Origin of the sequence: Paenibacillus vulneris (assembly GCF_039543185.1) — a bacterium.
GTDB lineage: Bacteria > Bacillota > Bacilli > Paenibacillales > NBRC-103111 > Paenibacillus_S > Paenibacillus_S vulneris.
The window spans coordinates 49,323-61,880 of the sequence record NZ_BAABJG010000006.1 but is presented as its reverse complement, the minus strand read 5'-3'; the positions used below and the strand labels follow the sequence as shown (position 1 = coordinate 61,880).

The 12,558-nt window shown below is 50.0% G+C and carries 9 protein-coding genes; 6 read left to right on the top strand and 3 right to left on the bottom strand.

Annotated elements, in window-relative coordinates:
• The first annotated feature begins 96 nt into the window (after positions 1-96).
• The 5 genes from icd to ABEA66_RS05655 all read left to right on the top strand — a co-directional run bounded on the left by icd (position 97) and on the right by ABEA66_RS05655 (position 7,719).
• On the top strand, positions 97-1,395 hold the full coding sequence (icd, locus tag ABEA66_RS05675) for an NADP-dependent isocitrate dehydrogenase (protein ID WP_079908409.1): 1,299 nt from the start codon (positions 97-99) through the stop codon (positions 1,393-1,395).
• A 994-nt stretch (positions 1,396-2,389) separates the two neighbouring features.
• Complete coding sequence (mdh, locus tag ABEA66_RS05670; protein WP_079908410.1) at positions 2,390-3,331, top strand: malate dehydrogenase; 942 nt, start codon at positions 2,390-2,392, stop codon at positions 3,329-3,331.
• A gap of 184 nt (positions 3,332-3,515) precedes the next feature.
• Positions 3,516-4,109, top strand: a complete 594-nt coding sequence (locus ABEA66_RS05665) for a TetR/AcrR family transcriptional regulator (protein WP_345586846.1) — start codon at positions 3,516-3,518, stop codon at positions 4,107-4,109.
• Positions 4,106-7,195 (top strand): efflux RND transporter permease subunit, encoded by a 3,090-nt coding sequence (locus tag ABEA66_RS05660; RefSeq protein ID WP_345586844.1) that lies wholly within the window; start codon positions 4,106-4,108, stop codon positions 7,193-7,195. The genes ABEA66_RS05665 and ABEA66_RS05660 overlap by 4 nt, the downstream gene beginning before the upstream one ends.
• 98 nt (positions 7,196-7,293) lie before the next feature.
• On the top strand, positions 7,294-7,719 hold the full coding sequence (locus tag ABEA66_RS05655; RefSeq protein ID WP_345586843.1) for a hypothetical protein: 426 nt from the start codon (positions 7,294-7,296) through the stop codon (positions 7,717-7,719).
• Positions 7,720-7,871: 152 nt separating this feature from the next.
• Here the strand turns inward: ABEA66_RS05655 and ABEA66_RS05650 are convergent, their stop codons facing one another.
• From ABEA66_RS05650 to ABEA66_RS05640, 3 genes are all read right to left on the bottom strand, one after another.
• Positions 7,872-8,717 (bottom strand): MerR family transcriptional regulator, encoded by an 846-nt coding sequence (locus tag ABEA66_RS05650; RefSeq protein ID WP_345586841.1) that lies wholly within the window; start codon positions 8,715-8,717, stop codon positions 7,872-7,874.
• 183 nt (positions 8,718-8,900) lie between these two features.
• Positions 8,901-9,494: a 5'-deoxynucleotidase gene (gene yfbR / locus ABEA66_RS05645; RefSeq protein WP_079908414.1), complete on the bottom strand. Its 594-nt coding sequence runs from the start codon at positions 9,492-9,494 to the stop codon at positions 8,901-8,903.
• Positions 9,495-9,516: 22 nt separating this feature from the next.
• On the bottom strand, positions 9,517-10,680 hold the full coding sequence (locus tag ABEA66_RS05640) for a polysaccharide deacetylase family protein (protein ID WP_345586839.1): 1,164 nt from the start codon (positions 10,678-10,680) through the stop codon (positions 9,517-9,519).
• Between the two features lie 261 nt (positions 10,681-10,941).
• On the opposite strand from ABEA66_RS05640, the gene ABEA66_RS05635 reads away from it, so the two are divergent.
• Positions 10,942-12,474, top strand: a complete 1,533-nt coding sequence (locus ABEA66_RS05635) for a fumarate hydratase (RefSeq protein WP_345586837.1) — start codon at positions 10,942-10,944, stop codon at positions 12,472-12,474.
• Positions 12,475-12,558 lie beyond the last annotated feature (84 nt).

The following is a 12,558-nucleotide window of genomic DNA, read 5'->3' as shown; positions in this document are numbered from 1 at the left end:
AGGGTTCCTCCTCCTCTAAGGAGCGGGGACAAGCGCTGCGGCTCCCGTTCAATTTTGTATTTATTTACCACCATTTTAAGGAGGCAAACAAAGAACATGGCTCAATTCGAAAACTACACACAGCCGACAGAAGGCGAAAAAATTACTATTGTTAACGGTAAGCTGAACGTTCCAAACAACCCTATTATTCCTTTCATCGAAGGTGACGGAACAGGCCCGGACATTTGGGCGGCTTCCAAACGCGTTCTTGACGCAGCAGTAGAAAAAGCATACAAAGGCGAAAAGAAAATCGCTTGGTACGAAGTATTTGCCGGCGAAAAAGCATTCAATAAATTCAACAACTGGCTGCCAGCTGATACGTTGACAGCAATCCGCGAATATATCGTAGCTATTAAAGGACCTTTGACAACGCCAGTTGGCGGCGGTATCCGCTCCCTGAACGTTGCTCTTCGCCAAGAGCTTGACCTGTACGTCTGCTCCCGTCCGGTTCGTTACTTCAACGGCGTTCCGTCCCCGGTAAAACGTCCTGAATTGGTTGACATGGTTATTTTCCGTGAAAATACAGAAGATATCTATGCAGGTATCGAATGGGAATCCGGTTCCGCTGAAGTGAAAAAAGTGATCGAGTTCCTGCAAAAAGAAATGGGCGTTAAGAAAATCCGCTTCCCAGAAACTTCCGGTATCGGCGTAAAACCTGTATCGTCCGAAGGTTCCAAGCGTTTGATCCGTGCCGCTATCGAATACGCTATTCAACACAACCGTAAATCGGTTACCTTGGTACATAAAGGTAACATCATGAAATTTACTGAAGGTGCCTTCAAAAACTGGGGCTATGAGCTGGCTGAGCAAGAGTTCGGCGACAAAACCTTCACTTGGGCTCAATACGACAAAATCAAAGCAGAGCAAGGCACTGACGCTGCTAACAAAGCGCAAAAAGACGCTGAAGCTGCAGGTAAAATCATCGTAAAAGATGCTATCGCCGACATCGCTTTGCAGCAAGTATTGACTCGTCCTACTGACTTCGACGTTATCGCTACATTGAACCTGAACGGTGACTACTTGTCCGATGCTTTGGCAGCGCAAGTTGGCGGTATCGGTATCGCCCCAGGAGCTAACATTAACTATGTAACAGGACACGCTATCTTCGAAGCTACTCATGGTACGGCTCCGAAGTATGCTGGTCTGGACGTAGTAAACCCAGGTTCCGTTATCTTGTCCGGCGTTATGATGCTTGAGCACCTGGGCTGGCAAGAAGCTGCTGACCTGATCTACAAAGGTATGGAAACAGCTATCAACAACAAAACCGTTACTTACGACTTCGCTCGTTTGATGGAAGGCGCAACTGAAGTTAAATGCTCCGAGTTCGCTAACCAAGTTATCGCTCATATGGAGTAAGAGGGACCAACCCCCTAAATCCCCCTTTGTAAGGGGGACCCCAAGGGTTACGCCCCCTGGACGACGTAAAGTTGTCTAAGGAGAGGCAGAAGCGGATGGAAGCATGGCAAGTGTATGGACCGCGTTTGTCCCGGAAGCTTGAGCTGACGTCAAGCATCCCGCGACACGCTACCAGGTAGAGCCTGAACCAACCCCCTAAATCCCCCTTTGTAAGGGGGACCCCAAGGGTTACGCCCCCTGGACGACGTAAAGGTTGTCTAAGGAGAGGCGGAAGCGGATGGAAGCATGGCGAGTGTATGGACCGCGTTTGTCCCGGAAGCTTGAGCTAACGCCAAGCATCCCGCGACACGCTACCAGGTAGAGCCTGAACCAACCCCCTAAATCCCCCTTTGTAAGGGGGACCCCAAGGGTTACGCCCCCTGGACGACGTAAAGGTTGTCTAAGGAGAGGCAGAAGTGGATGGAAGCATGGCGAGTGTGTGGACCGCGTCTGTCGCGGAAGCTTGAGCTGACGCCAAGCATCCCGCGACACGCTACCAGGTAGAGCCTGACCAACCCCCTAAATCCCCCTTCGCAAGGGGGACCCCAAGGGTTACGCCCCCTGGACGACGTAAGGTTGTCTAACGAGAGGCGGAAGCGGATGGAAGCATGGCAAGTGTATGGACCGCGTTTGTCCCGGAAGCTTGAGCTGACGCCAAGCATCCCGCGACACGCTACCAGGTAGATAAAAAATTTGTGTGTGCCTCAGATTCTTTGAGGCACATTCTTTCTACTCTGGACGAGGGAAAGGTTAATCTTGATTTGTGTATTTAAACGTGAACTAAGGACTTTGGGAATGTGCCGGAGAGTTTACGTGCCGCCTTTGAAAGTGTGTTCCCACCTTATTGGTCTAATCAAAGAACACACTTTCAACAGCGGCCGGAGGCACATCCCAAATCCGAATAACACACGGTTACATACACAAACACCAAATAAACTTTCAGGAGGCTATACTCATGGGAATCAAGCGTAAAAAAATTACGGTTGTCGGCGCTGGTTTCACTGGTGCGACTACGGCGTTGATGCTGGCTCAAAAAGAACTTGGTGACGTAGTATTGCTGGACATCGCACCTTTGGAAAACCCTACAAAAGGGAAAGCATTGGACATGATGGAAGCTTCCCCGGTCCAAGGGTTTGACAGCAACATCGTAGGCACAGCCAGCTACGAGGACGCAGCCGGATCCGATATCGTGATCATCACGGCAGGGATCGCCCGCAAGCCTGGCATGAGCCGCGATGACCTCGTGAACACGAACGCAGGTATCGTAAGATCCGTTTGCGAGAACGTTAAGCAATCCTGCCCGGATTCCATCGTGATCATCCTGAGTAACCCTGTGGATGCCATGACTTACGTAGCCTACCAAACGTTGGGCTTCCCTAAGAACCGTGTCATCGGTCAATCCGGTGTCTTGGATACGGCTCGCTACTGCACATTTATCGCTCAAGAGCTGAATGTATCCGTTGAGGACGTACGCGGCTTCGTATTAGGCGGCCATGGCGACGACATGGTTCCATTGGTTCGTTACTCCAACGTTGGAGGCATTCCTATCGAGAAGCTGATTCCAGCTGACCGCATTGAAGCTATTGTGCAACGTACCCGTACAGGCGGCGGAGAGATCGTCAACCTGTTGGGCAACGGCAGTGCATACTATGCGCCTGCAGCTTCCTTGGTTCAAATGACGGAAGCCATCGTGAAAGACAAGAAACGCATCCTTCCTTCCATCGCACTGCTAGAAGGCGAGTATGGCTACGAAAACCTGTTTATGGGCGTACCTACTTTGCTCGGCGGCGACGGCATCGAGAAAATATTTGAGCTGGAACTGCTTCCGGAAGAGAAAGCAGCTCTGGACAAATCCGCCGAGTCCGTACGCAACGTCATCAAAATCGTTACGGGCTAACGGACTCGAATAGAGCCTATCATCCATCCAATAACCAGTCGGGGACTTGTCCCTGGCTGGTTATTTTTTTACCGACACTCGATAAATGGACACCATTGCATAGGTTGGAAAATGGTGCTATTATACATATGACTGACTCATCAGTCATAAATGGAGAGCTTGATTTGTAAGAGGGGGATGGAGTGTGGGAGAGGACAAGAAATCCAATATGATTGAAGCCGCACTGAAGCTTTTTGAAGAGCAGGGCTATCATCAGACGAAGGTTTCGGATATTGTTCGGGAGGCAGGCGTCGCTCAAGGAACGTTTTATTTGTATTTTCAAAGCAAGGAGGATTTGTTCAGAGAGATCGCCGCATCGTGCCTGGAGGAGATTTCAGCGGCGCTTAAGCTCGGCCCGGACCAATCCTGCGAGGATGACGGAGTGTTTTATTGGATGATTCACCGGGCATTAACGGTCTATTATCAGAATCGGACGATTCTACAGATCTTGTACCGTAATGGAGTAGCTTCCCAGGAGATTAAAGATATATCGGACTCCTTTTATTATGAAATGATGCTGATTATTAAAGGGCATATGATGGAAGCAGGAGAAGCACCGCAATTTACGGAGGAGCAGCTGGAGATAGCCGCCTTTTCCAAAATCGGGATGGTCGAGATGGTCGCCTATCAATGGTTCGTCGTTAAGCAATGCGGTCCGGAATATATCGATGCCATAACGGAAGCTATCGTGAGATCGGATTGTCCGCCAGGCATGAAAACGGAAGTGAGCGCGGAATGATCGACAAGCTGATACGATACCGCAAGGTGACGCTGCTGTTTTTTATCATGGCTGTTCTTATTGGCATTGTGAATATATTTACTTTGAAGCAGCGGGAGAATCCGGAGGTTGACCTGACGGTGGCTTTGGTGAAGACTGTGTATCCAGGAGCGTCACCGGAGAAAGTCGAGCAGTTCGTAACGCGCCCGCTGGAAGAAAAGATCAAAGAAATGAGCGATATTTCGGTTCTCAGCTCCACTTCTATGGCTAACGTGTCCATTATTAACGTAGAGGTGAAAGCTGACACGGATATTAAACGTGCCTGGGATACCTTGAAGCAGAAGGTACAGTCCGCCGAGAGCGAGCTGCCGTCCGAAGCGCATAAGCCGGAAGTGAATGATGATTTAAGCAAAATTGCGGAACAAATCCTGCATTTTACTGTAGAAACTCCGGATCAGCTGGAGCCGCTCAGACCGACGATGGAAAACTGGAAGAAGCAGCTGGCTACGATTAGCGGAGTAAGCAACGTGGACATTGTGGGCCTACCCGATCAGGAAGTGGCGGTCGTTCTGGACACCGAGAAGCTTGATACGTTTCGTCTGCCTTGGAGCATTGTCGCACAGGCGCTCCTGAACGGCCATGACCGAGTTCCCTTGGGGACGGTAAATAAAGACAGCAAATCCTACTATGTCAACTTGAGCGGGGAATGGAAGTCTGCCGAGGATATCGCCAATACGGAATTACTCGGACTCCCTAACGGCAAGTCCCTGAAAATAAAGGATGTAGCGGATGTCAAGCAGCGCCCTAAGAAAACGGAAGTCAGTGTGCTCCATAACGGCAAACCTACTCTGGATATTGTCATTAATGCGGAGAAAGGGGCTGATATTCCGGCTCTGCAAAAGAGAATCGACAGCAAAGTGGCGGAGCTTAAGACGCAGCTCCCCGAGCATGTGACCTTAAGCTCGCTGTTTTCGCAAAAAGAGAGCCTCGATCATTTATTCAAGGAATTGGGCCGAGAGCTGCTCATAGGGATTGCCGTAGTTATTGTAGTCTGTTCATTGGGCTTGACCTTCGGAACCTCGCTGATCGTAGCGCTTGCGATCCCCATATCGATTACGGTTGGCTTTATTCCCGTAGAGGCGCTGGGGATTGACCTGAACCAGATCACAATTGTAGCTATTGTCATTGTTCTTGGGATTCTGGTCGATGATGCTATCGTAGTCAATGATAATATCCAGCGGCGTCTTCAGCTGGGCGACGATCCGGCCAAAGCGTCTTTAGAGGGCAGCCGGGACGTAGCCATTTCGATTCTCACCGCTACGATTGCCACTGCCGCTGCATTCATGCCGCTGTTTTTCCTGAAAGGCAATATCGGAAGCTTCATTCGTCCTCTGCCCGTCGTTATTACGTTGACCCTTGCAGCTTCTATGGCGATGTCGCTGACCATCATTCCGATTTTTCGTCAGTGGGTCGGGGAACGAGTACTGAAGAGGGGCAAGGCATTACATATAGGAAATACGGCGCCGGGCTTGTTAGGCAAACCGATTCAGAAGCTCAGCGCGCTGTATGGCAAGCAGATTTATAAGTTTTTAAAAAGGCCTTTACTAACAGGGCTTGTAGCGCTGTTAATCGGAACAAGCAGCTTCGGATTGCTGCCGCTGCTGGGGGTACAGTATTTTCCTCCGGCGGAAAAGGATGAAATGCTAATCGATTTCAAGCTGCCGACCGGCAGAGTATTCGCGGAGACGGAATATACGCTAAGTAAAGCGGCCGATTGGATGCAGAAGCAGAAAGGCGTCGTATTTGTATCGGCATACTCGGGCAGCTCGACCCCGCGGTTCTATTATTCGGAATCCGACATGTCTGGAATCGAGCTAGGGCAGCTATTCGTCAAAATCGATCCGAAGGTCATTCGCACGAAGGAAGTAATTACCGAATGGAGACAGCAGCTGAAAGCGATGTTTCCGGAGGATGTGGAAATTACGCCTCGTGAGCTGGAGCAGGGACCTCCGGTAGGAGCCCCTATTGCGGTAAGAATCAGCGGCGATGATCTCGACCAGCTGCGCCAGCTGTCGGAAGAGGTGAAGGGGATGCTGGCCCGTATTCCGGGTACGGTGAGCATTTCGGATGATGTAGGCGTCGATATGAACACGATTGAGATCAAGGCGGATCCTGACAAGCTGAGATTGTTCGGGGTAAGCGACAAAGATCTGTCCCAGACGCTGAGAATAGCAACAGAGGGTCTGAAAATTACGACGCTGCAGCAGGGCAAGGAGCTGTTGGACGTATCCCTTTACGCCAAGGAAAGGAATGCCAATCCTGTAGACACGATGGGTAAAATGTATGTTCCTGCGCAAAACGGCGGAACCGTGACGGTGCGCGAGCTGGGCGATATTCAGAGCAGCAAAATGATGAAGCAGATACATCACCGCAACCAGACACGAACGATCATTGTCCGCAGCTATGCACAGGACCGGCTACCTGACGAAATCGTTAAGGATTTGAAGGCCGAGATGAACCAATATAAGCTTCCGGCGGGGTACACCGTAGAATTCGGAGGCGAGAACGAGGAGAGGAACGACGCCTTCGCTTCGATAGGCAAGCTGTCTATAGTCGTCGTTTTGCTCATTTACATTATTATGGTCATGCAGTTCTCCTCCTTATCGATCCCGATTCTCATTCTGTCAACGGTGTATTTGGCCGCCGGGGGCGCCGTTATCGGATTATTTCTTTCGAACTCGCCGATCGGCTTCATGGCCCTGATGGGGCTGGTCAGCTTGGCTGGCATTGTGGTGCGAAACGGTATTATACTCATCGAATTTATCGAGCAGGCCAGGGAGCATGGCTTACCGCTGTATGAAGCGGTGGCGGAAGCGGGCAAGGCAAGACTAAGACCGATACTGCTAACCATGGCAACAGCTATCGGCGGTTTACTTCCCATGACCATCATGGGCGGCAACTTGTGGAGGCCGATGGGGATAACCATCATTTCGGGCTTGATTTACTCGACCCTGCTAACCTTGATTGTGGTGCCGTCCCTGTTCGTCATTCTGGCCAAATGGCGTGATAAACGAGCTGCCAAAAAAGGCGTTGCCGTTCACAATTAGGGATGAAATATGTGCCAAAACAGCTGCCAACATTTGCTTAGGATTGGACAATTCAGGTATAATTAAAAGGATTAAACTAAGCAGATGGGGGCATCCGAATGATACAAGTGTTCGTATATTTACACGTGCTGTCCGCTATTCTTATGGGGATTTATCTCATGTTTCCGTTCCTGTCCATGCGGGTTCAAGCCTTGTCCGGTTCGGCGCAGTTCGGCTTTTTAAGCGTGCTGTTCGCAGCGAATCGGGCCGGCCAGCTGGCATTGGTTATCGGACTGCTGTCAGGCGGATATTTGGTCAGCAAGCAGCCTTACAGCGTTCTGTGGATGGTTCTGGCGGTCGTATTGTTCCTGGCCTTGGGAGCATTAACCGGAGTGCTGGGCAGCGCTATGCGCAAAGCTTTGGCTGATCCATCCGGCAGCAAAATCAAGGACCATATCGGTAAAATCAAATCGGTTAGCGTGATCACAGGGATTGTTTTCTTTGTCCTCGTCACCTTGATGAAATTCCCGTTCTACGCCAGCTAATGGCAGATAGGCAAAAAGCTCGAAGGTCAAGTAAGGCCTTCGAGCTTTTTTTACATTATAGAACTTATCAATTCAGGTGCTTCCCCAAAGTACCAGACTCAGCTTCGAAGCCTGGGCCACACTTTGTGAGATGATTTTACCTGCGGGCCTATTCATTCATGTTCAAGTCGTTCTGAATTAGAGTTGCGAAGCTTGTTCTTATAATATACGGTCATAGCCTGCTTCAAAAAGGCAGCCTCTTCTTCCGGAATATGATAGGCTTGCGCTTTCCGCTCATCGGGCAGCGACTGGAATTCGGCCCAAGTCCTCCTCATTCCTTCCTTGATGGAAGCATTCCCGCCGGAAAACCGTTCGTTGATGAAGTCGAGTAATGCCGCCATTTGCTGCGCATCCTCGCTGGCTGGATCGGCTGACGCTGCGGCCAATCGATGCAGCTCATTTCGGAACAGGGCGTAATCCTGCTGTCTTCTCTGCAGTTCCTCATCACTCCATTTCCGTTCCATAACCTTCGTTAAGGCTTCCTCGGAATAGGCGTTCTTGACGAGTTCTTTCATGCCGGCAGTCTGTTCGACGGTCAGATGCTGTTTCATCGATTCTTTTATCGGTTCCATTGGAATGGCTTGGATTACCTGCGTAACGGCCTGCAGATCATCGGGATGTGCTTGCAGGAATGCTTGCGTTGCCTCCATTGCTTGGATAATCGCATCCAGCTGATTTCTTTTGGTTATCATCATCGCCTTTTGCTGGGCAAGCATCTCAGGAAGCTGTCTAGGTCCGGTTTTTAGTAAAAGATGAATTTCGTTCAACGAGAAGCCCAGGAATTTCAGTCCGATGATATACTGCAAACGGCTGAGATCGGAATCCGAATATTGACGGAAGCCTGAACGGTTCCAATGCGTTGGCGTCAACAGCCCCTTCTTGTCATAATAACGAAGCGTTCTTATGGATACGCCGGCTTTTTGCGCAAACTGGCTTATCGAATACAAAGTGGAATCCAAGCCTGTCCCTCCTTTCTACAAGCAGTATATAAGGTGACGCAGCGTCACACGCAAGCAAAATAACCCCACAAAGTGGGGAATTGGCTTCGAAGCTTATTCAGGTACTTTGCGGGGAGCCCCGAAATTTATAAATGCAATACTGTCAAAAAAGCTCAGGGATAGGTATCCCCAAGCTTTCGCGTATTATTCCTCGGACAATTCGTCCAGCGTCTTTTCCAGACTTGGTGCCATATGCTTCAGGAAATATTCCATTTCCGGCATGTTCATCTCCTGAATGGAGTGCTCGATTTGCTTCTTGGCGCTGCCGAATTCCTTGTTGCCCGCCGATAGCTCGGTCACGCATTTCAAATAAGCGTCTAACAGATCGGCCGCCTTGACATAACGCTTCAGCTCCGGATCCAATCCGGCGGATTTGGCGTCGATCAGAGGCTCGTACACGGGCTTCAGCTTTGGAGGTATCATGTCCAGCAGGCGCTCTGCCGCCATCTGTTCGATGTCGCGGAAATTGGATAATATTTTGGGATTATGATGCTTGACCGGCGTCGGGATATCCCCCGTGAACACTTCCGTTGCGTCATGGAACAAGGCCATGCTGACAATGCGGTCGGTCGGAACGTTGCGGTTGAATTCCTCATTAGCAATGGTGCAGAGCACATGAGTCAGCAAAGCGACGTGAAACGAATGCTCCGCCACGTTCTCCTTAACGATGTTGCGCATGAGGCTCCAGCGTTCAATATAACGCAATCGGTACATATAAGCGAAAAAATGACTGTCCATCCAACTCATCCTATCCTGTTTACTACTTTATCACCGGCGTCTGCCGAGCGGAAAAGCTTTGTACAGTAGGATTATACACGATTTGCGCTCCGATGACAGTTTCCAAATCTTTTAGCGTGATAAATAGTTGATGATTCTTCATCCATAACGCCTTCTGCAGCGTCACCGGCTTGGCGGTATTGCCCGGATTATTGCCGGCAGCGGCGATCTTCTGGCTGTTGACGGTTCCGGTCCACTGGCCGGTTTTATACTGAATGGTCACCGTATTCCCGTTTATAGTCGCTTTGCCTCCCAGCTGCGCCATCGTTTCCACAAGAGGCAGCTCACTGGTTGGCGGTGTGAGGGCTACAATGCTGCGAACAATGGAATTATGAAGACCCTCGGGTGTAATCAGACTGTTCCCGGCATTGATTCGCGGGATTTTCATCGCATCGACATCTCTTGTCGCCATTTCCGGTATGATCGTGAATGCGTATTTAATTCCGCCTTGGCGGATATATTCAATGGCTTTATCATCATAGAAGCCGTAAGGATAAGCTAAAGTATCGGGCGGCTCGGGGTCCACCGCGCTTAATTTGGTTATGCAGGTCTGGGTATCCTTAATGACACGCTGCTTGTATTCTTCTTCCGTCTCCTTCTTGCCGTTGGTGACCAGCCTGCCGATTAGTGCGGCGGAACCGTCGGGCAGCTTATGGTGAAAATCATCCGTATGACATTGGGCGTCAATGAAATTCGTATCGCTCGTCATCTCGGTAATCTCGTCCTGGGATAATGAAGGGATGTAGCTGGCTAACGGATTCTCCAAATCCTTCGTTATGACGAAATTAACGGCAGGGATCCGCATGCTTTTCAAAATAGGGTAAGCGTTCACATAGAAGCTCTCATAGCCATCGTCGAAAGTGACCAATACTGCGTTATTCGGCACGGAGGCTCCGTTCATGAACTCCTTGAACTGGCTCAGCGTAATGAATTGGTAGCCTTTGCTTTTCAAAAAGGTCAGCTGATCCTGAAACAGCTTGGTGGTGATAGTGCCGAAGCTTTTGGCGTCGTCATCCACATGATGATACATAATGACTGCAACCTGGTCCTTATATAGGACATTAGTCTTGGCCGCTTGCAGGGAGGGAAGAACAAGGCAAAGCCCGAGAAAGCTTAAGATAACGGCCCTGATGACGAGTTTTCTCATAGCTGTGAGACTCCTTATACGTATAGTCAAAAGTTCCTAATTACGTGTAGTTAAGTATTCTATGATCACTAGTAAATTCCTGCTGTAAGGTTAGAAATCTAAATAAAACTTTAAGGGAGGCGACTTTCCGGAGGATAAAGGGACGTGAAGCCTTACAGGCACTGCATTTCACGGTTTTTGAAGCTGGCGGAATGTGCTATTATATACTTATGCATCATTGTATATATTGAGCAGGGCCTAATTTGGAAAGGGGATTATATCATGCAGCATTTTCAAGACAGCGTCTATAAACTGATTGTCGAGACATCGACCAATCTTCCGGCGGACGTCCGATTGGCGATTCAATCGGCTCAGGAGCGCGAGGATGCGGGAACGCGTTCGGCCATTTCCTTATCTACCATCGGGAACAACATCGATATGGCGGAATGCAACGTATCTCCTATCTGTCAGGACACGGGGATGCCGACGTTCATCATTCATTGCCCTGTAGGCGCGAATCAGATTGTCATGAAAAAGCAAATTCTAGAAGCTGTCGCTCAAGCGACTAAAGATAGCAAGCTGCGTTCGAACTCCGTTGATTCGTTGACCGGTTCCAACACAGGCGACAATCTTGGACCAGGAACTCCAGTCGTTCATTTCGAGCAATGGGAACGCGACGAGATTGAAGTCAAGCTGATTCTCAAAGGCGGCGGCTGTGAGAACAAAAACATTCAATACAGTCTTCCGACTGAACTGGACGGGCTCGGCAAGGCAGGCCGCGATCTGGACGGTATCCGCAAATGTATCCTGCATGCGGTATATCAAGCACAAGGTCAAGGCTGCAGCGCGGGCTTTATTGGCGTGGGCATCGGCGGCGACCGGACAAGCGGTTATGAGCTGGCCAAGCAGCAGCTGTTCCGTCGCGTGGATGATGTGAATCCTATCGAAGATCTCCAGAAGCTGGAAGATTACATTATGGAAAAAGCAAATACATTGGGAATCGGTACCATGGGCTTCGGCGGCCAAGTATCCTTGCTCGGCTGTAAAGTGGGCGTGATGAACCGTTTGCCTGCAAGCTTCTTCGTCTCCGTTGCTTACAATTGCTGGGCTTTCCGCAGACAAGGCGTTCTGCTCGATGCGAACAGCGGCGATATCAAGGAATGGGTATACGAGAAGGGCGAGACCGTCTCGATGAAGAAGGAAGCGGCAGCGAGCGCAGAAGCGTCCGAACGCCGTGAAGTTGTCCTGCAAACTCCAGTAACGGAGGAGCAAATCCGTCAGCTGCGTGTAGGTGACGTTGTTATCATTAACGGACCAATGTACACTGGCCGCGATGCTCTGCACAAATATTTGATGGATCACGATGCTCCAATCGACTTGAACGGCGCTGCGATTTACCACTGCGGTCCGGTCATGGCGAAGGACGAAGCCGGCGAATGGCACGTGAAAGCGGCAGGTCCTACGACAAGCAGCCGGGAAGAGCCTTATCAAGGTACGATCATTAAAAAGTTCGGCATCCGCATGGTTATCGGCAAAGGCGGAATGGGCGCCAAAACGCTGGCCGCTCTGCAGGAGCATGGCGCAGTTTATTTGAACGCTATCGGCGGTGCCGCTCAATATTACGCTCAATGCTTCAAGAAGGTTAACGGGGTCGATTTCCTGGAATTCGGTACTCCGGAGGCAATGTGGCATCTTCAAACCGAAGGCTTCGCCGCTATCGTAACGATGGACTCCCATGGCAACAGTCTGCATGCTGAAGTAGACAAAAATTCCCTGGAGAAGCTTTCCCTGCTCAAAGAGACGGTTTTCGCCTAAGATGAGAGCATTCGGATTAAGGCTTAATGCCATCATAGAAAAATATTTATCTCTAATTGTCCCAGTATCCTTGATACTTGGGTT

Excerpts from the sequence above, each read along its gene's own strand:
- ABEA66_RS05635 (WP_345586837.1), top strand. The coding sequence starts at position 10,942 with ATGCAGCATTTTCAAGACAGCGTCTATAAACTGATTGTCGAGACATCG.
- ABEA66_RS05655 (WP_345586843.1), top strand. The coding sequence starts at position 7,294 with ATGATACAAGTGTTCGTATATTTACACGTGCTGTCCGCTATTCTTATG.
- ABEA66_RS05660 (WP_345586844.1), top strand. The coding sequence starts at position 4,106 with ATGATCGACAAGCTGATACGATACCGCAAGGTGACGCTGCTGTTTTTT.
- icd (WP_079908409.1), top strand. The coding sequence starts at position 97 with ATGGCTCAATTCGAAAACTACACACAGCCGACAGAAGGCGAAAAAATT.
- mdh (WP_079908410.1), top strand. The coding sequence starts at position 2,390 with ATGGGAATCAAGCGTAAAAAAATTACGGTTGTCGGCGCTGGTTTCACT.
- yfbR (WP_079908414.1), bottom strand. The coding sequence starts at position 9,494 with ATGGACAGTCATTTTTTCGCTTATATGTACCGATTGCGTTATATTGAA.
- ABEA66_RS05640 (WP_345586839.1), bottom strand. The coding sequence starts at position 10,680 with ATGAGAAAACTCGTCATCAGGGCCGTTATCTTAAGCTTTCTCGGGCTT.